Genomic DNA, 19,368 nt, shown 5'->3' with positions numbered 1-19,368 from the left:
AGGCCGATTGTAGTCGGACGGAAGAAACCTGGAGCCGAGACGGCTGCTCGTTCGATCACCTGGACGGACACACCGGATCCACTGCTTCAGTATGGGTCACGCCGGCCGGTGATCGGCTGAAATCACGCCGGATCGAGGGCGATGCCGACCGCCTACGTCGTCGCGCGTGCTGCACGCCGGACCCGCTTTTGTCGCGGTCGGCGATGGCACAGCAATCGCCATGACCGTTTGCGGGTTCTCCAGCATTCCGGTGTTTGGGTGAAACGATCCTCCCGCTGACGGGTCGCCGATCTAGAGCGTTCGGACGTAGTAGATCAGATCCAGTTCAGGCGGCGAGGCACCAGCCTGGCTCAGCATGTCGTGCACCTGGCCGCGATGGTGCGCTTGGTGATTGAAGAGATGTGTGAATACCAGGCGCATCGGCGTGCGGTACCGGATGCCCGCTACGTTGCGGTAGACGAGATCGCCGGCCATGCGAGCTTCGTCCATGCGTGCGAGCACTCGGTCAACTCGCTCGTCTTCGACCGTTCGAGCGTTGCGCAGCGAGGCAAAATCGTCGAACAGCACAGTGTCGAGCGCGACCGCGCCGGGATCAATTTCCTCGACGCGGTCCAGCCAGACGCGATCGCCTACGAGGATGTGGTTCAGCGTGTTGTGGATCGAGCCAAAGAACGCCCGGCGGTCGAGCTTGCGGGCCGCGTCGCTCAAGCCTGCACACGCGTCATAGAGGCGGGCGTTGGCCCAACGGTTATAGGCGGCCAGCGTCGCGAAGTGGGACAGGAACATGCGTCATCTCCTGTGGCTGATCGCGCGTCGGACGAACGTGCCAGGAGGTTAGCGTCCGGTAACAATAGCGAGCCATGTCCGGCACTGCCGTCGCCGAGGTACAGGAGCGCTCGAGAACACTGCCGCGCCATCTTCGTCAGCAGTTGTGTCGCGTTGACGAGCGCTGTCCGGGCCGGGCGCAGACCGGGCTGCTCCGGCCGTTCCCGGCACCGCCGGACGAGTCGGTCTCGTACCTGTCCTGCAGCGGGAGCCGGCTGGTGCACGAGCCGGCTTCACCGCCGCCTCGGGAACCGCCAAACGGAGCCGGCGGCCGCCTACGCCAGCGCTCCCGGGCGAAAGCCCCGGCAAGTTCCGCCACTGAAACAACCAGTGCGGCCTACGGCAATCTCCGCCTGCCCGCGGATGAACGCGATCGACTGCTCCCTGAATTTCGGCTGCTCGGCCGCCGCTACCCCGTGCGGCCCGGAAAACCCGATCGTGAACTTCTTGGCAATCAGTGTTCCTGGTTCGGTGGGGAACGTCACGAATTCACCACGGGCTTGATATAACATAACAAACACACTTTACTTCGGGGCTGAGCGACTCTGGGACTGAGCGCGAGGATCGCATGAAAAAGCGTGGCGAGATCATGCAGGCGGAGGTGCTTGCCATCTTGCGGCGTCGCGGTACTCCAATGTCCGCTTACGAGGTACTTGGCCAATTGCGTGACAGTAACCCTCAGCTTGCACCGCCAACCATCTATCGTGCCCTGGCAGCGTTGACGGAGCGCGGCGGCGTGCACCGTCTTGAATCCCTTAATGCCTTTATCGCCTGCAAGTCACATTCGCATAAAGACGCGTCGATTCTCTCGATCTGTGATGATTGCGGGGAGGTCGAGGAATTCGTCGCACCGGACCTGCTGAGGGAGCTGTCCAGCATCGCGGGACAGTCGGGCTTCGCACCGACACGCCACGTGATTGAGGTCCACGGCCAGTGCGCAAGCTGCGGATCAGCAGAGGATCAAGCATGAAAGTCTGGCGCCACGTGGCCGGTAGGGTGCTTCTCGTGGGAGTCGGTCCACGGCTCGCCGTAGCGGTACTGTTCGTCATGGCGCTTTGGGCCGCATTTTTCTGGGCGACCTCCACACCGGGGAGCCAATGACCTACGCTGTTGCATTTGAGGAGTTGACCCTCGGATACGACCGGCATCCGGCGGTACGCCAGCTTGATGGCGAGGTTGCCGACGGCAGTCTGACCGCCGTTGTAGGGCCCAACGGTGCGGGCAAATCGACACTGCTGAAGGGGATGACGGGCGCATTGCGTCCGCTGGCAGGGAGGGTCGACTTCGGAACCTGTACCCGGAGCGATATCGCCTACTTGCCGCAGCAATCGGACATCGATCAGTCGTTTCCGATCACGGTCGTCGATCTGGTGGCTGTGGGTCTCTGGAGTGAGATTGGCGGATTCTTCGGGCTGCGCGCCGCACTTCGTGCCCGGGTCGACGATGCCATTTCCGCCGTCGGTCTCACCGGGTTTGAGTCCCGACCCGTCGGTTCGCTGTCGGGCGGACAGCTTCAGCGGGCGCTTTTCGCTCGGCTCTTGCTTCAGGACGCGCGGCTCGTGCTACTCGACGAACCGTTCACGGCGATCGATGCCAAGACAATGATTGATCTCCTGGGTGTGGTGCAGCGCTGGCATGGCGAGGGGCGCACGGTGATCGCCGTTCTGCATGATGCAGAGACGGTCCGGGAGCATTTTCCTGAGACGTTGATACTGGCGCGTGATCTCGTGGCGCACGGCCCCACGGCAGAGGTGCTGACGGCGGCGAACCAGTTCCGTGCCCGCCAGATGTGCGAGGCATGTGTCGGCCCGCCCCATGACTGCGGGAGATACGCTTCGTAATGTGGGAAGCGCTGGTTGAACCGTTCGTCGAATTTGGCTTCATGCGCCGTGCAATGCTGGGTTGCATCGCAATCTCAGTGGGCGCCACGCCCGTGGGCGTCTTTCTGCTGCTGCGCAGGATGAGCCTGACCGGCGATGCGATGGCGCACGCGATCCTGCCCGGCGCGGCGGTCGGTTATCTCGTAGCGGGACTCTCGCTCGGGGCCATGACGATAGGCGGGCTGTTGGCGGGCATTGCCGTCGCGCTGCTTTCGGGCTTCGTCACCCGCGTCACGGCGCTGCGGGAAGATGCGAGCCTCGCGGCCTTCTACCTGATCTCGCTGGCGCTTGGCGTGCTGATCGTGTCCACCCGCGGCAGCAACGTCGACCTGATGCACGTGCTCTTTGGCACGGTGCTTGCGCTCAACAACTCGGCGTTGATTCTGTTGTGCAGCATCGCGAGCATCACGCTGCTGGCGCTTGCACTTCTGTTCCGCCCACTGGTCCTTGAGTGCGCGGATCCGCAGTTCCTGCGGGCAGTGAGCAGGCTGAGCGCCGTGACTCATTTCACGTTTCTCGCGCTTGTCGTCCTGAACCTCGTCGGTGGCTTCCACGCGCTCGGCACCCTGATGGTCGTCGGCATCATGATTGTTCCGGCCGCTGCCGCGCGGTTTTGGGCCGTCAGCATAGGCGGGCTCATCCTCACCGCGGTCACTATCGCCGTGGCCGCGAGCGTCTGCGGTCTCCTTGTTTCCTACCATTTCGGGCTGCCGTCCGGACCGGCAATCATCCTCGCAGCGGGTTTCGCGTACGGGCTGTCGCTCACCTTCGGACCGACGGGCAGCTTTGTCGCACGGGTCCATCCGTATCGTCACGCTGAAGCCTAGCTAGAAATTCCGATGCTCGACCGCAGAAACCTGCTGAAAGCAGCGACGGCTCTTTTCGTCCTTGTGTTGACCGGTCCAACGCTGGCCTGGTCCGCCGGGCCCATCCCGGTCGTCGCCACCTTCTCAATTCTTGGAGACATGGTTGAGCGCATTGGGGGGGGAAAGGTGGCCGTCACCATGCTCGTGGGGCCCAACGGCGACGCCCATGTGTACCAGCCGGTCCCGGAAGATGCGCGCGCCGTGAGCCAGGCCGAGATCCTCGTGGTCAATGGCCTCTCATTCGAAGGCTGGCTGGATCGACTCGTCGAGGCATCGCACTTTGCTGGCGTCCGCGTGGTGGCAAGCGAGGGAATTGAGCCAATCGCGCTTGCCGATCACGACTACCACGACGCCTTCGACCCGCATGCTTGGCAGAGCCTTGCAAACGCATTGGTCTACGTCGACAACATCACGGGGGCACTGGCTACCTCTGATCCGGAGAACGCGGATTTCTACTACCGGAACCGTGCTGCCTATGTGGCCGAAATCGAGGCGCTGGAGGCGGAAATCCGCGAGCTGTTCGCGGGGCTGCCAGCGGACCGGCGTACCGTCGTGACGTCCCACGACGCCTTCGGATACTTTTCCGAAGCCTACGGTCTGCACTTTGTGGCACCCCATGGCGTCAGCACGGAAAGCGAGGCGTCTGCAACGGACGTCGCCACGCTGATCCGGCAGATCCGTCAAGAGAGGATCGAGGCCGTCTTTCTCGAAGCGATCACCGATTCGCGTCTCCTCGAGCAGATCACCAACGAAACCGGGGCTTCCATCGGCGGGACGCTCTACTCCGATGCGCTGTCCGGACCTGACGGTCCTGCGTCCACCTATCTCGACATGATGCGTTACAACGCGATGACGCTTGCACGGGCGCTGTCGGCTTGACTGATCATCAGATGAGCGCGCGCTTGCCGGTACCCCGCAAGGCTGGCCGTCCGGGGCATTCGCCCTTGCCAACCGGACCACAACACCCCGTTGACAACCGGACGAGCGGTCTCGTCCCTGCACTGTTCAGGTGAACCAACCATGCTGAAATTTGTCCCTGACTCTGCCCGAGCCAAGCTGCCGGCGATCGTGGTCTGCGGGGTCGATGCCCGTACAAGAACCGAAGCCGTTGAACACCTGCTGGAAACGGACGGTGGTCGCTGGGCGGTGATCAGCAACGATGTCGACGGTCCGGAGTTCACCGCCGCGTCGACCGACCGTGTTGCCGGGCAGATGGTGCCGCATGCCATCGGGTGTTTGTGCTGTATCACCCGCTCGGGGTTGGTCAGCAGCCTGCGCCGGCTGTTTGCCCAGCGGGCTCAGGGCGAAATCGAATTTGACCAAGTGTTGATCGAAACCCTCGCCGATGCTGATCCGGCGCCAATCATGCAAACGTTGCTGAACAATGCGCTGGTCACGGAGTACTTTCGGCTCGACAGCGTGGTGACGGTCATGGGCGGCGCCAACCGGTTGAACGCGCTGGCGCGGTCACAGTATGGCTTCAAGCAGCTTGCCGTGGCCGACCGCATCGTGCTCGACACCGCGTCACGCGCTGATCCGGCAACACACGCCCTGCTGCAGGGATTGAACCCCGGTGCCGTCCGCGTGCCGTCCGATCAGCCTTTCCTGGCTGAAGCATTGCTCGGGGCAGGCCTGGAAACACGACTGCTGGATGGTGATTTGAGCGGCTGGCTGGCCTCGCCGCACTATGCCAACAGCGATCTGCTAGAGAACGGGCTGCATGGATTCGCGATCGAATTTTCGCACGCACTCGAATGGGAGGCCCTGCACGGCTGGCTGAACGCCGGCACGCAGTCGAACGGCGACGTCATGTATCGAACGAAGGGCGCTATCAACATCAAGGGCATGGACGGGCCCGTAGTTATCAACGGCGTCCAGCATGTCTACCAGCCTCCGCAGTGGTTGCCGGAGGCCGCGGTCGATCGCTCCCGGTTGCTGTTCATCACCTCCAATCTCGACCGCGCCGCAGTTGAAGACAGCCTGCGCCTGGACTTACCGCATTTTCAGCGCCTGAGCGATGCACGCGCGGCCCGGGCAGCCCGCGCAGCGCGGGATCCGTCGCTACCGGTTTAGTGGAAGGGAATGTCTTGCTGCTGCCGCTAGCGATGCAACCAACCGTCACCTTGCGCCGTTGCAAAATCATGCCGCTTTGCCGTGCCGCTTTGCCGTGCCGCCCTGCGGTCAACTTCACGGACGGGGATTGACATTTTTCCGTGTTGAAATGTTATAATGTTTCTTCGACAGGACATTTTCGGCCGACACTACGTTGGGAGGAACCGCGATGAGCGACGAACAACGTCCAATTAACTCCGAAGACCAGGATACGGACGCACAGTCCGTTCAGGCCCAAGATGGTGACGGACTCGAGTCCGAGTCCCGCCGCACGTTCATCAAGACCGCCACAATCGCCACAGGCGCGGCCGCAGTCGGCGCCTTCGGCGATGACGTGATGCATGAACTGGATCTGGTGAAGCCTGCACACGCCGCCGAAGGCGGTATCGAGGGTACGCCGATCGCTGAGAAATGGTGGCCGTCTCGCTGGGGCGAGGGCGACCAGACCGGCTCGACCAACCACATGACGCCCGAGGTGGCGCTGGACGCGGTTAGCCTGATCAAGAAGGGCAAGGTCTACAGCCTGGGCCGGGTCTACGAGTACGGCATGCCGTTGTTCGGCCAGCGCGTGTTTGCGCTGCGGATCCCGGGCGCTCCGACCGGGGGCGCATTCGGCAAGAACCAGATCATCTGGCACGACGAGATCCTGACCACCGAAATCGGTCAGGTCGGCACGCAGTTCGACGGACTCGCCCACATCGGCGCCCGGATCGGCGAAGCGGGCGACCTGTCCCAGGAGGTCTTCTACAACGGTTTCACCACGAAGGACCTGCACAACAACGACGCCGAGGCAGGGTCAACTGCCGGCGCTTACGGGCTGCAGGCGCTCGGCATGGAACATGTCAAGCCGTTCTTCTGTCGTGGCATCCTGTTCGACGTCATGAGCCTCAAGGGGCGCATGCTGGACAAGGGTGAGGAGATCACCGTCGCCGACTTGCAGGCCTGCCTGGAACGTCAAGGCATGAGCGAAGCCGACATCACTGAAGGCAGCGCGTGCATGTGGCGCACCGGCTGGGGCGAAGAGTTGTGGATGAAGGACAACGCCCGGTTCAATTCTGGCGAGCCTGGAATTGGCGTGGGCGCGGCGGAATGGCTCGCAGCCAAGGGAATTTCCGTGGGTGCGGCCGACGTCTGGGCGATTGAGTGCGTGCCCAACCCGGATCCGAACCTGGCATTCCCCGTCCACCAGATTTTCCTGCCGAAGAACGGTATCCACATCCTGGAGAACGTGCGGCTCGACCATCTGGCCAATGACGGCGTCTACAAGTTCGCCTTCATCTTCTCGACGCTGCCGATCAAGGGTGCCACGGGTTCACCGGGCAACCCGATTGCGGTCGTCTAGCGAACGTCAATCTGTGCAGGCAAGGCGGGCGAGCGAATCGCTATCGAAACGATATGCGAACAATCGCCCGTCCTTGTCTCCGCCGAGCAAGTGGTCCCCGCTCGGGGACCACGCGAGGCCTGCGATTGGACTGCTTGGCGCTCTGACCAGGCTCCGCCTCTGCGGCTGAACCGCCAGGCTCACCAGCTCAAGACCGCCATCGTTGTACCCGGCCGCCGCCAGGGCGAGGCTGGGGTTGGCGCAAACATTGCCGATCAGGTATTCGCTGTAGCGCCCCAGCATGTGCGGCGCCGCCGCCGGCAGGCGGTCGTTCGAGAATGACCAACCGCTAACGGTATCGGCCCCCGAGGCGAGCAGCCACGATCCGTCAGCGCTCCAGCTGAGCGCCTTGACCTTGTTGATGCACGGCCCGAGCGTGGAGTCCTGCCCGGACACGAGATCCCACACGTGCAGTGTCTTTTCCTGCGTGGCCGTCACCAGAAACCGGCCGTTCCTGCTCCAGGTTAGATCGAGGTGTGAGCCTCGATGACACAGGCGCTGCGGCTCACCGCTTCGCCCGTCCAGCGTCCACAGGCTGACCCCGTTGTAGTGCGAGACGGCCAGCCGCCGGCCGCTGTCGTCAAAGGCCAGGCCGGCGACGGTGCTTGGATGCTCGGCAAGCACGGTGACCAGCCGGCCCTCGGCGTCCAGCAGCCGGACTTCCGGGCCGTCGGAGACCGCTCGCAGGCCACGCGGGTGCGCGACCACTTGATCTGGCCAAGAACGGGTGAGCAGCGCCAGCTCTCGTGGTCCATCCATGGGATGGACTTGGTACAGCGCGCTGTCATCGGCCCCACACAGGAAGCCGCGCGCCTGACAATCGGGGGTCAGCGCCAGCACTGCGCCTTTTGTTAGTGACCATACCGAGAGAGAGGATTCCGGTTCAACAAGGGAAACAATGCGAACGCAGCCGTCCCCTCCCGCAAACGCTGCAAACTGCCCGCTACGCTCGACACACACGCCGGTCAGAGGCGCGTTCACTGTCCAACTATCGAGCCCATAGTCACTCACGGCCTTCGACCCAGCCGTCGGTTGAACGAACATCGCCTGTCACATCGCATTGATCGCCTCGCAGACCGGCAATCCGAGCCCTCGGGCTGCCGGGAAACAGGAGCATGAGACTGCTGTCGGGCATCCGCGGTTGTCGCCGAGCCTGCAACGGCCGTGGGGACAGGCTTTGCTCCCGCCGGGGCGTGGAACGTCTCACCGGCTGGCAAAGTACCGCTTCGCTGCAGATCACTCCAAATGCCAACCGTCGGTTTTGTCCGATTCGCCCCCGGGCTCGATGGCGACTGTTCTCATCGCGCCCGGCAATTGCGCAAACCCTGTTCCAGCTCCGTCTCATCCAGATTGCGGCCGATAAAGACCAGGCGGTTGGAGCGGGGCTGGTCGCCCCAGGCCTTGCCGGGCTGGCCGTCGAACAGCATGTGCACGCCCTGGAACACGAATCGCTGCTCTTCGCCCGCGATCGCCAGAATGCCCTTCATCCGGAAAATATCGGGGCCTCGGGTCTGCAGCAGCTGGCCCATCCATGCGTTGAGCGCCGTGCCGTCGATCTCGCCATCGAGTTCCAGGGCGATCGAACCGACCGTGTCGTCGTGCGTGTGCTCCGGATTGAAAAAATGCTCCATCGCAACGTCGATGCCCGCACCCGAATCACCGTAGAACCCGGCGTCGAATTCCTCCGGCGTGTGCTCGGTAAACAGTGCGTAGAGGCCCGGCTGATCGGCAGCAAGCGTGTATTCGTAGTGATCGGCATCGGTGAGCGTCAGCGTCCAGAGGGTTTCGCCCGGGGTCATCGTGGCGCCCGGCTGCAGCACCTCACCGGGTGCCGAGAACCGGGTGTAGACGCGTTCCGCGGCCTCCATCAGGGCTTCGGTCGTGGCCGCGTGGATGGGCTCCAGCACCGCCGACATCACGGGATCTGGCCCATTCTGAAGCCTGAATTTCGCCTTGCCGTCGAGGCGCAGTACACCGCCCCACTCGAATGCATACTCCGGTTCGAGGAAGCTTGGTTTGAGCTCCAGTGCACGGTCGAGATCAAAGCCGCCGACGTTCAGCACTTGTTCCATGGGTGCATCGGCCATTTCGACCTGTTCGATGCGGGCCATGAGATTCATCGACCTGAGCCGCCGTTTCAGTGCGTCGAGTGCGTCGGTGTCAACCAGATCAATCTTGTTGATGACGATGACGTCTGCGAAGGCGATCTGCGATGCGGCTTCCTCGCTGGTGTCGAGCTGCAACTCCGCATGTTTCGCATCGACCAGGGTCACGACGCCGTCAAGGTCGAACGACTCGCGGGTCTCGTCGTCGACGAAGAACGTCTGCGCCACCGGGCCCGGGTCAGCCAGTCCGGTGGTCTCGACCAGGATCCGGTCGAACTTGTCGCGCCGCTTGACCAGGTTTCCCAGGATGCGGATCAGGTCGCCTCGCACGGTGCAGCAGATGCAGCCGTTGTTCATCTCGAAGATTTCTTCGTCGGCATTGATCACCAGCTCCTGATCGACGCCGATCTCGCCAAACTCGTTCTCGATCACGGCTATGCGTTGACCGTGGTTCTCCGTCAGAATTCGGTTGAGCAGGGTGGTTTTGCCGCTGCCGAGAAATCCGGTCAGCACGGTTACGGGAACACGCTGGGTCATTGCGCAAACCTGCCTGTTACATAGTTACAGTTTCGACATTATGGATTGATCTGCCGTGACCTCAACGTCAGCGGCCTGTGTCGGGGTCGGGACGCCGACGCACAACCCGCGCGGCCGGATCTACCTGATCAACGACATGTTTGAGAACGACCGGCTGGTGGACGCCAGGACGGTGCGGAACGTGGACCAGTGCCGGCTATGCCTGTCCGGCATGACGACATGCCCCTTCGGATGCCGCGCCGCGACGTTGACAGAACGCGCCGTCCCGCCCAAACTTGCACTTTGGTTGCAAATCGGAAGTCAGCCCATGCCATCCATCACGATCAAGGGCATCTCCGCCACACTCCATGAGCGGTTGAAGGACATTGCGCGCCGTCACCACCGAAGCCTGCAGAACGAGGTCATCGCCTGCCTCGAACGCTACGCGGAGCAACCGCCGCGATCCAAAGCGGAACTGATGGCCGAAGCTGCCCAGCTGCGAGGCAAGCTGCCGCCCGTCGATCACGGCCTCGTGGACCGGTACAAGCGTAGCGGCCGGCCGTGAACGTCGTGGTTGACACGAACATCGTCGCGTACTACTGGCTGCCGGGGGCGCACACCGACAGCGCTGTGGCCCTGCGGCGACATACCGACGAGTGGTTTGTGCCGACGCTGTGGCGATCCGAATTCCGCAACATGTTGGCCCGCTATCTTCGCGCCGGCACGATCGGACTCGCGCAGGCCAGCGCCCTGATTCGGAGTGCGGAGGCCGAGTTGGTTGATGGCGAGCGCGATGTCGACTCCGCCGCCGTGATGGGACTTGTCGCCAATTCGGCCTGTCCGGCCTACGACTGCGAGTTTGTCGCCTTGGCCAAGTCGATGGGTTATCCGCTGGTCACCGAAGACGTCCGCATCGTGCGCACATTTCCCGAGACGGCAATCACCATGGACGATCTGCTAGCCGGTCAATGACCGCTTGGCGACGCGGCCGTCCCGGTCCGGGCGAACTCGAGGAACAGGAGGCCGGACGACCCGGGGGCGCCACGAGTCTCGTAGCGAGTCCCGTGCCAATCCTCGGGCGGTGCGAGGAAGTCCCCGGGACGGCGGGCGGTCCATTCGAACTGCGGATGATCGAGGAGCTGCCGCAGCGTCCAGTGCTGGCACACCGGGTGGTCGCTCGCGAACCGCAGCCGCGACCCCGGACGCATCACCCGGGCCAGCTGGTCGAGCGTGTGTGGCTGCACGAATCGCCGCTTCGCGTGCCGGCGCTTGGGCCAGGGGTCCGGGAACAGGAGGAACACGCGGCCGATTGACGAGGGAGCCAGTGCGTCGAGGAGCAGACGGGCGTCGTCCGCCAGGATCCGGGTCCGCGCACGGTCCTTGATCGGCAGGTGGGCAAGCAGTGCGGCGACCCCACTGATAAAGGGCTCACACCCCAGAAACCCGGTGTCCGGGTGGGCACGGGCCAGGGCGGTCAGGTGCTCGCCACTCCCGAAACCGATTTCCAGCCAGGTTTCGGTCACGGGTCCAGAAAACAGGGAAGCGGGGTTGAGCGTGCCAGCTGGCTGGTCAACGGGGATCGAGAGCTCGGGGAGGACGTGCTCGATCAGGGCCTTCCGGCCGGGTCGCAGGCGGCCGCGCTGCCGCCGTCCGTAACAGCGATAACGAGGCGGTTCAGCTGACCGCGGCACGTAGGGCGTCGACGCGGTCGGTTTGCTCCCAGCTGAAGCCGCCGTCCGCTTCGGGTGCGCGCCCGAAGTGCCCGTAGGAAGCCGTGCGGCGATAGATCGGACGATAGAGCCCCAGCTGCTCGCGGATATCGCCGGGCCGCAGGGAAAACACCGTTCCGTCATCCAGCACTCGCGTCAGCGCAGCGTCGCGTTCCGGCCCCCGGTCAGTCTGCACGCGGATCGAGACGGGATCCGCCACGCCGATGGCATACGCCACCTGGATGGTGCAGGCATCGGCCAGCCCGGCCGCGACGATGTTCTTGGCCAGGTAGCGGGCGGCGTACGCCGCAGAGCGATCGACCTTGCTCGCGTCTTTGCCGGAAAAGGCGCCGCCGCCATGCGGGCAGGCGCCGCCGTAGGTGTCGACAATGATCTTGCGGCCGGTGAGCCCGGCATCCGCGTCGGGACCACCGATCACGAACTTGCCGGTCGGATTGACGAGAACCGAGGCGGCGGGCGGCATCCACCCTCGCGGCAAGACGGTCTCGATGGACGGGATGATGCGGTCGCGGACTGCTGCCAGCGAAAGGCTCGCATCGTGCTGGCTCGAGACCACGACCTTCTCGACCCCGACGGGGCGGCCATCCTCGTAGCGGAGCGTGACTTGGGACTTCGCGTCCGGGCCTAGGCCGTCCACCGTGCCCGCACGCCGCGCGTCACGGAGGTGCAGGAGGATCTGGTTGCTGTAGTGCAGGGCGGCCGGCATGAGGGCGTCTTCGGTTTCACGGCAGGCATAACCGAACATCAGGCCCTGGTCGCCCGCGCCTTCGTCCGCCTGTGCCGCGGCGTCCACTCCCTGAGCGATGTCCGAGGACTGGCCGTGGAGACGGTAATCGAACTCGAAGTGCTGCCAGTGGAACGATTCCTGCTCGTACCCGATGGTGCGAACGGTCTGCCGCACTGCCGACTCGACTTCTGCCACCGGCAGTGTGAGCCCGCGAATTTCGCCGGCGACCAGCACGAGGTTGGTGGTGGTCACCGCTTCACAGGCCGCCCGCGCAGCCCTCGGATCCTCGGCCCGCTCGAGGATCAGGTCGACAAGCGTGTCCGAAATCTGGTCGCAAATCTTGTCCGGATGACCTTCGGACACGGATTCACTGGTGAAGAGATGACTCGGCAAGGTATGACTCGTGACGGGACAATGGCGCTGCTGCAGGCCGCTAGTGCTGGGCGGAAAGTCGCGTCGATGCAGCTTCCGAAACTAGCCGAGGCACGAGGACCTGTCCAACGGCCGATCGGCCGTGGTCACAGTCATTCTGACCCGATCCCGCCGGCCTGCGAGGGTTCTGGGGAGCAGCCTGTCCACTACCAGATGCATCCGCGCGCGACGACAGGCCAAAGGGCTTCCACGTGGTCATTCCGTACGCACACATACCAGTCGTGCAGATTCGCGGTGGGATCGCAGTGCGAAGGAATCAACTTGACGCCATCGCCGACCGCGAGGCGGGTGTTGGAATTCGACAGGTCGATCGTCGTGTGTTCATCGGAGACACCGGCGACGCGTGCCGACTCGATGTCGGCGACTTCCGGCGCGCCGGATTCCGCCGACAGCGCCTTGAGCCCGGCATCCACGACGGCGCGTTCGGGAACCGGGCTGCTGATCACGGTCGAATAGATGAAGAGCGCCTGCTCGAAACTGGCGACGGGTGCCCCCGTCGCATCCAGGTTCTGCGCGTAGTCCGCGTCCATGAAGACGTACGAGCCCGCCTGCAACTCGTTGTAGACACCGCTTGCCGCTTCAAATTCCCATGTGCCGGTGCCGGCGCCCGCGACGATTTCGCACGGGATACCTTGCCGGCCCAGCAGGTCGACGGTCGAGCGGGTCAGGTCGATGGCGGCATCGGTGGCCGCGCGCCGCTCGGCGTGGCTGCGGATGTGCTGCGCGAGGCCGTGGTAGGCTTGGAGACCCGCAAACCGGAGCCCATCGGTTGCGGCGACCTGCCGTGCCAGCACCAGCGCCTCATCGCCCGCCGCGACGCCGCAGCGCGACATCCCGACATCGATCTCCACCAATACGTCGATGCTGACGCCGGCGCCGACGGCCGCCGCGCCGATCTCTGCCACGTTGTGCGCATTGTCCACGCAGACCCCGACCTTTGCATCGCTGGCCATGGACGTCAGCCGGGCGATCTTCCGGCCCCCGACGACCTGGTTGCTCACGAGAACATCGGGTACCCCGGCCTGCACCAGCGCCTCCGCTTCGCTCACCTTCTGGCAGCATGCCCCCACGGCCCCCAGCGCCATCTGCCGGCGCACGATCGGCGCGCACTTGTGGGTCTTCGCATGCGGGCGGAGCCGGACACCCGCAGCTGCGATGCCGTGGGCCATAGTGTCGAGATTGCGCTCGAAGGCGTCCATCTCGATGAGGAGGGCTGGCGTGTCGACATCGGCGAGCGGCATGCCGGCCTGGGCGGGCGGGGGCGTGGTCATGGTGGCACCTGACGGAGTAGACGGCGATGGGAGTGTGCCGCTGGCCGTTGCCGTGCACAACGTCTGCTGCCCGCCGCATCGAGGCCAACACGGTATTCGGCGTGATCGGGTCCGCCAGAGTCGCTGGCATGCGCCTCCCAGTACCCACCGGCTCGTTGCCGGCGCCTCGGCTCCCGTCGCGCTTCGACATCCGTACCGGCTGCCCCTGTTTGAACCATGTACCAAGCGTCGTGGTGTCCGCCTGGCCCGCATGGCGAAGCGGCCGGATACCGGCGCAGCTAGGGAACGGTCAGGCGACTGAAGTCCCCGCCGCGGAAGCAGGACAGGGGCGCTCGGGTCCGTGAGTTTCAGACCGGGTTGGAGCCTAGAACACCGCTGCGGCGTGATATGGTCAGCCCGACGTATTCCCAAGGGAGAATCCGTGCGATGAAGACGAGAGCAGCAGTAGCCGTCGAGGCCGGCAAACCGCTCGTGATCGAGGAAGTCGATCTCGAGGGACCAAAGGACAACGAGGTGCTTGTGGAGATCAAGGCGACCGGCGTCTGCCACACGGATGCGTTCACCCTGTCAGGGGACGATCCCGAAGGCATGTTCCCGGCCATTCTTGGACACGAGGGTGCGGGAGTCGTTGTCGATATCGGCCGCGAGGTGACGTCGGTCAAGCCCGGCGACCACGTGATCCCCCTGTACACGCCCGAGTGCCGGCAATGCGAGTACTGCACGTCCGGCAAGACCAACCTCTGCCAGGCCATCCGCGAGACCCAGGGTCGGGGCGTGATGCCGGATGGGACCAGCCGGTTCTCGCTTGCTGGCGAAACGGTGCTGCACTACATGGGCACGTCGACGTTCGCGAACCACACGGTCCTGCCGGAAATTGCGGTGGCGAAGGTGCGTGAAGACGCCCCCTTCGACAAGATTTGCTACATCGGCTGCGGTGTGACGACGGGGATTGGTGCGGTCATCAACACGGCCAAGGTCGAGCCCGGGTCGAACTGCGTCGTCTTCGGCCTCGGCGGCATCGGGCTCAACGTCATCCAGGGGCTTCGCATGGTCGGCGCCAACATGATCGTGGGCGTCGACATCAATCCCGCACGCGAGGCGACGGCGCGGAAGTTCGGCATGACGGATTTCGTCAATCCCCGCGATGCGGGAAACGACCTCGTCGGCCATCTCGTGGACCTGACGCGCGGCGGCGCGGACTACAGCTTTGAGTGCATTGGCAACGTCACCACGATGCGTCAGGCCTTGGAATGCTGCCACAAGGGATGGGGCGAATCGGTGATCATCGGCGTGGCGCCGGCCGGGGCCGAGATCGCCACCCGCCCGTTCCAGCTGGTGACCGGCCGGGTGTGGCGCGGAACCGCGTTCGGTGGGGCCAAGGGCCGGACCCAGGTGCCACAGATTGTCGACTGGTACATGGACGGCAAGATCGACATCGACGACATGATCACGCACACGATGCCGCTCGCTGACATCAATGACGCCTTTGATCTCATGCACCGCGGTGAATCCATCCGCAGCGTGGTGATCTACTGAATACCGGCCGGATTGCGCCGACTGCCTCCTGTCGCCCCCTCCGGCCGACGATGGACCTGCGGGTCCCGGTCCCCGCCGCCCTGGCGGACGCGCAGCCATTCCGTTCCCGCTGCCCGGGGCGGCGATCCGGCTGACGATGTCGCGTCGCCGACCGCCGCCACGGTCCCGGCCACGCGCGCGCCGAACGGCCGCGCCGCGCATGCGCGGCCGTTCCGTCTCCGAGCAGCGCTGGCTCCGCCGCCAGCAGACGGATCCCTTTGTCGCTGCGGCGGCGAAAGAGGGCTATCGATCTAGGTCGGCGTACAAACTGGCGGCCATCGATGATCGTCACGACTTCCTTCGGCGGTCCCGCCGGATCGTTGATCTGGGGTCGGCTCCGGGCGGCTGGCTTCAGGTCGCGGTGGCGCGCGCGCCGACGGCGCGGATCGTCGCGCTTGATTTGCAGACCGTCGCGCCGGTCGGCGACGCGATCATTCTGGAGGGCGACGCCTTTGCCGCGGACGCCGCGGAGCGGCTCCGCTCGGCGCTTGGGGGTCCGGCCGACGCCGTGCTTTCCGACATGGCGCCACCGGCCACCGGGCATCGGTCCACCGACCAGCTTCGCTCGCTGGCCCTCGCGGAGGCTGCTGTCGACTGCGCGGTCGCTCTCCTCGCACCGGGCGGTACCCTGCTCGTAAAGCTGATTCGGGGACAGGGGGAGGAGGAGCTGGTGCGGGCGCTCGGCGACACATTTGCCAAGGTCCGGCGCGAGAAGCCTCCGGCGTCGCGAGCCGATTCGAGCGAAATGTTCCTCCTGGCAAGCGGGTTTCGACCGCCGCCGGATTCCGCCGGCCGGTAGTTCGCCTTTCGCCGGCCACGCGCGCGGTCTATACCTATCCGATCAAGCGCCACGAACCAGACACCGGGTCCATCACATGCGTGAAGCCTTCACGTTCGACGACGTCCTGATCCGGCCGGCAGCGTCGGAAGTGCTGCCGGCCGACGTGGAAACCGCCACCCAGTTTGCCCGCGACTTCCCGCTCGCGATCCCGCTGGTGTCGTCGGCGATGGACACCGTGACCGAGGCGGACCTTGCGATTGCCATGGCGCAGGCGGGCGGCATCGGCGTGATCCACAAGAACCTGTCGATCGACGAGCAGGCCCGCGAGGTGATGCGGGTCAAGAAGTACGAATCCGGGATGGTCGTGGACCCCGTGACCGTCAGTCCCGACGCCACCCTGGGCGAGGTCCGCCGACTCAAGCGGCAGTACAGCATCTCCGGGTTTCCGGTCGTCGACCGGGACGGCGTGGTCGTCGGCATCATCACGAACCGCGACGTTCGCTTCGCCCGCGACGAATCGCAGCCGGTCAGGGATCTGATGACCTCCGACAACCTGGCCATTGCGGAGGAGGGAATCGGTTCGAAAGAGGCACAGGCGATCCTGCACGAGCGTCGGATCGAAAAGCTGCTGGTCGTCGATCGGGACCGGCGGTGCGTTGGCCTCATCACCTTGACGGATATCGAGAAATCAGAGCGTCATCCCAACGCCTCCAAGGACGCGCGCGGGCGCCTGCAGGTCGCCGCTGCCGTCGGCGTCGGCACGACCGAAGTCGAGCGAGCCGAGGCCCTGGTCTCCACCGGGGTCGACGCCATCGTCGTCGACACCGCCCATGGTCACTCGCGGGGCGTTCTGGAGGCGGTGTCGACGATTCGCACCTTGTCCAACGAGGCGCGGGTTATCGGGGGCAACGTCGCGACGGCCGAAGGGGTGCAGGCGTTGGCCGAAGCCGGTGTCGACGCGGTCAAGGTCGGAATCGGCCCAGGATCGATCTGCACGACCCGGGTGGTCGCCGGCGTGGGGATGCCGCAGTTCAGCGCGATTCTCGAGGCCGCCGCCGCCGCGCGGGAAGCCGGAATTCCCTGCATCGCCGACGGGGGAATCCGCTATTCGGGTGACCTTGCGAAGGCGATCGCGGCCGGCGCCGACTGCATCATGGTGGGGTCGCTGCTCGCCGGCACGTCGGAAACCCCGGGCGAGGTGTTCCTGTACGGCGGTCGCTCCTACAAGTCGTATCGCGGCATGGGATCGGTGGGCGCGCTCGCGCGCGGGTCGGCCGACCGGTACTTCCAGGAAGAACTCGGCGCCGGAATGGCGTTCGTCCCGGAGGGGGTCGAGGGACGCGTGCCCTACAAGGGGCCCGCCGCCGCCGTGATCCACCAGCTGGTCGGCGGACTGCGGGCGGCCATGGGATATACCGGGTGCCGCTCAATCGTGGCGATGCAGCGGGAATGCGAATTCGTCCGCGTCACGTCGGCCAGCATCAGCGAAGGCCATATCCACGATATTGCCGTGACGCGCGAGGCCCCTAACTATAGGACGGGAGTATGATCCTGGTTCTCCCGATCCATTGCATGATCGCCCCGGAGGAACATGATGACTAAGTGGGTTGGTCCGGCATGGCGGCATCGCCTTGCGGCGTCAGCAACCGTGCTGCTGGTTGCGACCGCGGGCCCCGCCGCCCTCGCCATGGAAGAGCCTACCGACTCGTTCGGGGTGGGCGGCGGCGACGAGACCGCGACGCTCCTCGCGGAAGCCAGCGAACTCATCGAGGGCGGCTACTACGAGAATGCCCGGCTGGCGCTCGGCGCCGTGCTGGCAGAGGCTCCGGATTCCGCCGAGGCGTGGAACCAGCTCGGATACCTGGAACGCCGCCTGCAGAACTTTGACAAGGCGCTCCAGCACTACGCGAAGGCACTGACCCTCGCCCCCGAGCACACCGGGGCGCTCCATTACCAGGCCGAGACCTTTCTGGCGCTGGGGCGCCTGGAAGAGGCTGAGGCCAATTTGACCAAGATCGAAGCCGTCTGCGACTTCCCGTGTCCCAGCGGCGATGACTTGGCGGAGCAGATCGCGCTGTACCGGAAGAATCTGGACGGGTGACCGAACGTGTTCTCGTCGTCGACTTCGGGAGCCAGGTCACCCAGCTAATCGCGCGACGCGTGCGGGAGCACCGCGTCTACTGCGAGATCGTTCCCTGGCACCGCGCGGCCGATCATCTTGATCCCCCGCCCGGTGCCATCATCTTGTCGGGCGGTCCGGCCTCGGTCGCCGCTCAATCGGCACCGGCCATCGCACCGGAAATCTTCGGAAGTGGCGTACCGGTCCTCGGGATTTGCTACGGACAGCAGGCGATGGTCGAGGCCCTCGGCGGCCGGGTGGGCGCCGCGCGGACCCGGGAATTCGGACGCGCCGACATCGAGATCACGGCGCCGTCGGCGCTGTTCGACGGTCTCTGGAAACCCGGCGAGTGCCACCCCGTCTGGATGAGCCACGGTGACCGCGTCGACGCCATGCCGGAAGGCTTCAGGGCAGTGGCCCGGACCAAGGCCGCGCCCTTCGCGGCCATTGCCGACGACCGCCGTCATTACTACGGCGTGCAGTTCCACCCGGAAGTGGTGCATACGCCGGACGGTTCGGCGCTCCTGCGCCGTTTCGTGCGGGACGTCGCCGGGCTGAGCGGCTCGTGGTCGGTCGGGCGAATTCGTGCGGAGGCGGTTGCGCGCATCCGCCACCAGGTAGGCGACGGACGGGTCATCTGCGGCCTGTCGGGCGGTGTCGACAGCTCGGTGGCGGCACGCCTGGTCCACGAGGCGGTCGGTGACCGCCTGACCTGCGTGTTCGTCGACCACGGCCTCCTGCGCGCGGGCGAGGCAGACGAGGTGGAGGCAACCTTCCGAGGGCGCTTCAACATCGAGCTCCGCACCGTCGATGCGGGCGATTCGTTCCTGACAGCGCTCGCCGGCGTCGCGGAACCGGAAGCGAAGCGGAAGACCATTGGCCGCGTGTTCGTGGAGGAGTTCGAGAAGGTCGCACGCGACGTCGGGGCCGATTTCCTGGCGCAGGGCACCCTGTATCCGGACGTCATCGAGTCGGTCGCCCCCTCGGGCGGGCCGAGCGTCACCATCAAGTCCCACCACAACGTCGGCGGCCTGCCGGAGCGCATGCA

20 protein-coding genes and 1 pseudogene are annotated in these 19,368 nt (G+C 65.1%); 13 read left to right on the top strand and 8 right to left on the bottom strand.

All coding sequences use genetic code 11. The annotated features are described in order from the left end of the window. Positions 1-291: 291 nt before the first annotated feature. Together OXH60_03690 and OXH60_03685 are read right to left on the bottom strand one after the other, a co-directional pair. On the bottom strand, positions 292-786 hold the full coding sequence (locus OXH60_03690; GenBank protein MDE0711218.1) for a DinB family protein: 495 nt from the start codon (positions 784-786) through the stop codon (positions 292-294). A 314-nt stretch (positions 787-1,100) separates the two neighbouring features. Then, complete coding sequence (locus OXH60_03685) at positions 1,101-1,310, bottom strand: hypothetical protein (protein ID MDE0711217.1); 210 nt, start codon at positions 1,308-1,310, stop codon at positions 1,101-1,103. A gap of 104 nt (positions 1,311-1,414) precedes the next feature. Between OXH60_03685 and OXH60_03680 the strand changes: the two genes are divergently transcribed. The 6 genes from OXH60_03680 to OXH60_03655 all read left to right on the top strand — a co-directional run bounded on the left by OXH60_03680 (position 1,415) and on the right by OXH60_03655 (position 7,025). After that, positions 1,415-1,795, top strand: coding sequence for a Fur family transcriptional regulator (locus OXH60_03680; GenBank protein ID MDE0711216.1), 381 nt, complete (start codon positions 1,415-1,417; stop codon positions 1,793-1,795). A gap of 127 nt (positions 1,796-1,922) precedes the next feature. Next, on the top strand, positions 1,923-2,666 hold the full coding sequence (gene aztA, locus OXH60_03675; GenBank protein MDE0711215.1) for a zinc ABC transporter ATP-binding protein AztA: 744 nt from the start codon (positions 1,923-1,925) through the stop codon (positions 2,664-2,666). Continuing rightward, positions 2,666-3,532, top strand: coding sequence for a metal ABC transporter permease (locus tag OXH60_03670; GenBank protein ID MDE0711214.1), 867 nt, complete (start codon positions 2,666-2,668; stop codon positions 3,530-3,532). The genes aztA and OXH60_03670 overlap by 1 nt, the downstream gene beginning before the upstream one ends. 12 nt (positions 3,533-3,544) lie before the next feature. Then, positions 3,545-4,450, top strand: a complete 906-nt coding sequence (locus OXH60_03665; protein MDE0711213.1) for a metal ABC transporter substrate-binding protein — start codon at positions 3,545-3,547, stop codon at positions 4,448-4,450. Between the two features lie 141 nt (positions 4,451-4,591). Further along, a complete protein-coding gene (locus OXH60_03660; protein MDE0711212.1) occupies positions 4,592-5,644 on the top strand; it encodes a GTP-binding protein in 1,053 nt (350 codons plus the stop codon). A gap of 208 nt (positions 5,645-5,852) precedes the next feature. After that, positions 5,853-7,025: a cyclase family protein gene (locus OXH60_03655; GenBank protein MDE0711211.1), complete on the top strand. Its 1,173-nt coding sequence runs from the start codon at positions 5,853-5,855 to the stop codon at positions 7,023-7,025. A gap of 6 nt (positions 7,026-7,031) precedes the next feature. On the opposite strand, the gene OXH60_03650 is transcribed toward OXH60_03655, so the two are convergent. From OXH60_03650 to OXH60_03640, 3 genes and pseudogenes are all read right to left on the bottom strand, one after another. Further along, positions 7,032-8,045 (bottom strand): WD40 repeat domain-containing protein, encoded by a 1,014-nt coding sequence (locus tag OXH60_03650; GenBank protein ID MDE0711210.1) that lies wholly within the window; start codon positions 8,043-8,045, stop codon positions 7,032-7,034. A gap of 317 nt (positions 8,046-8,362) precedes the next feature. After that, positions 8,363-8,695 carry a GTP-binding protein gene (locus tag OXH60_03645; protein ID MDE0711209.1) on the bottom strand — a complete coding sequence of 111 codons (333 nt, stop codon included), beginning with the start codon at positions 8,693-8,695 and terminating at the stop codon, positions 8,363-8,365. A gap of 369 nt (positions 8,696-9,064) precedes the next feature. After that, positions 9,065-9,706, bottom strand: a pseudogene (locus OXH60_03640) (GTP-binding protein). 55 nt (positions 9,707-9,761) lie between these two features. On the opposite strand from OXH60_03640, the gene OXH60_03635 reads away from it, so the two are divergent. Further along, positions 9,762-10,250 carry a hypothetical protein gene (locus OXH60_03635; protein MDE0711208.1) on the top strand — a complete coding sequence of 163 codons (489 nt, stop codon included), beginning with the start codon at positions 9,762-9,764 and terminating at the stop codon, positions 10,248-10,250. Further along, complete coding sequence (locus OXH60_03630) at positions 10,247-10,657, top strand: type II toxin-antitoxin system VapC family toxin (GenBank protein ID MDE0711207.1); 411 nt, start codon at positions 10,247-10,249, stop codon at positions 10,655-10,657. The genes OXH60_03635 and OXH60_03630 overlap by 4 nt, the downstream gene beginning before the upstream one ends. Here OXH60_03630 and OXH60_03625 read toward each other — a convergent pair. From OXH60_03625 to OXH60_03615, 3 genes are all read right to left on the bottom strand, one after another. Then, positions 10,651-11,376 carry a tRNA (guanine(46)-N(7))-methyltransferase TrmB gene (locus OXH60_03625; GenBank protein MDE0711206.1) on the bottom strand — a complete coding sequence of 242 codons (726 nt, stop codon included), beginning with the start codon at positions 11,374-11,376 and terminating at the stop codon, positions 10,651-10,653. The two genes, OXH60_03630 and OXH60_03625, sit on opposite strands and share 7 nt — an antisense overlap. Further along, entirely contained in the window at positions 11,360-12,535 is a 1,176-nt protein-coding gene (gene metK / locus OXH60_03620) for a methionine adenosyltransferase (GenBank protein ID MDE0711205.1), read from the bottom strand. Before metK ends, OXH60_03625 begins: the two co-directional genes overlap by 17 nt. 185 nt (positions 12,536-12,720) lie before the next feature. Further along, positions 12,721-13,845: a DSD1 family PLP-dependent enzyme gene (locus OXH60_03615; GenBank protein MDE0711204.1), complete on the bottom strand. Its 1,125-nt coding sequence runs from the start codon at positions 13,843-13,845 to the stop codon at positions 12,721-12,723. Positions 13,846-14,271: 426 nt separating this feature from the next. On the opposite strand from OXH60_03615, the gene OXH60_03610 reads away from it, so the two are divergent. From OXH60_03610 to guaA, 5 genes are all read left to right on the top strand, one after another. Then, positions 14,272-15,381: an S-(hydroxymethyl)glutathione dehydrogenase/class III alcohol dehydrogenase gene (locus OXH60_03610; protein MDE0711203.1), complete on the top strand. Its 1,110-nt coding sequence runs from the start codon at positions 14,272-14,274 to the stop codon at positions 15,379-15,381. 199 nt (positions 15,382-15,580) lie between these two features. Next, a complete protein-coding gene (locus OXH60_03605; protein MDE0711202.1) occupies positions 15,581-16,219 on the top strand; it encodes an RlmE family RNA methyltransferase in 639 nt (212 codons plus the stop codon). Between the two features lie 76 nt (positions 16,220-16,295). Beyond that, positions 16,296-17,750, top strand: a complete 1,455-nt coding sequence (gene guaB, locus OXH60_03600) for an IMP dehydrogenase (protein MDE0711201.1) — start codon at positions 16,296-16,298, stop codon at positions 17,748-17,750. A 45-nt stretch (positions 17,751-17,795) separates the two neighbouring features. Then, positions 17,796-18,302 carry a tetratricopeptide repeat protein gene (locus OXH60_03595; GenBank protein MDE0711200.1) on the top strand — a complete coding sequence of 169 codons (507 nt, stop codon included), beginning with the start codon at positions 17,796-17,798 and terminating at the stop codon, positions 18,300-18,302. Continuing rightward, positions 18,299-19,368: glutamine-hydrolyzing GMP synthase (gene guaA / locus OXH60_03590; protein MDE0711199.1), on the top strand; the 1,070-nt coding region annotated here is incomplete at its 3' end. The genes OXH60_03595 and guaA, both read left to right, overlap by 4 nt.

The organism is Rhodospirillales bacterium, assembly GCA_028824295.1.
Lineage (GTDB): Bacteria > Pseudomonadota > Alphaproteobacteria > TMED109 > TMED109 > VXPW01.
The sequence above is the reverse complement of the archived record's forward strand: the minus strand, read 5'-3'. Positions and strand labels throughout refer to the sequence as shown.

Excerpts from the sequence above, each read along its gene's own strand:
- OXH60_03690 (MDE0711218.1), bottom strand. The coding sequence starts at position 786 with ATGTTCCTGTCCCACTTCGCGACGCTGGCCGCCTATAACCGTTGGGCC.
- OXH60_03680 (MDE0711216.1), top strand. The coding sequence starts at position 1,415 with ATGCAGGCGGAGGTGCTTGCCATCTTGCGGCGTCGCGGTACTCCAATG.
- aztA (MDE0711215.1), top strand. The coding sequence starts at position 1,923 with ATGACCTACGCTGTTGCATTTGAGGAGTTGACCCTCGGATACGACCGG.
- OXH60_03670 (MDE0711214.1), top strand. The coding sequence starts at position 2,666 with ATGTGGGAAGCGCTGGTTGAACCGTTCGTCGAATTTGGCTTCATGCGC.
- OXH60_03665 (MDE0711213.1), top strand. The coding sequence starts at position 3,545 with ATGCTCGACCGCAGAAACCTGCTGAAAGCAGCGACGGCTCTTTTCGTC.
- OXH60_03660 (MDE0711212.1), top strand. The coding sequence starts at position 4,592 with ATGCTGAAATTTGTCCCTGACTCTGCCCGAGCCAAGCTGCCGGCGATC.
- OXH60_03655 (MDE0711211.1), top strand. The coding sequence starts at position 5,853 with ATGAGCGACGAACAACGTCCAATTAACTCCGAAGACCAGGATACGGAC.
- OXH60_03645 (MDE0711209.1), bottom strand. The coding sequence starts at position 8,695 with ATGGAGCATTTTTTCAATCCGGAGCACACGCACGACGACACGGTCGGT.
- OXH60_03615 (MDE0711204.1), bottom strand. The coding sequence starts at position 13,845 with ATGACCACGCCCCCGCCCGCCCAGGCCGGCATGCCGCTCGCCGATGTC.
- OXH60_03610 (MDE0711203.1), top strand. The coding sequence starts at position 14,272 with ATGAAGACGAGAGCAGCAGTAGCCGTCGAGGCCGGCAAACCGCTCGTG.
- OXH60_03605 (MDE0711202.1), top strand. The coding sequence starts at position 15,581 with ATGCGCGGCCGTTCCGTCTCCGAGCAGCGCTGGCTCCGCCGCCAGCAG.
- guaB (MDE0711201.1), top strand. The coding sequence starts at position 16,296 with ATGCGTGAAGCCTTCACGTTCGACGACGTCCTGATCCGGCCGGCAGCG.
- OXH60_03595 (MDE0711200.1), top strand. The coding sequence starts at position 17,796 with ATGACTAAGTGGGTTGGTCCGGCATGGCGGCATCGCCTTGCGGCGTCA.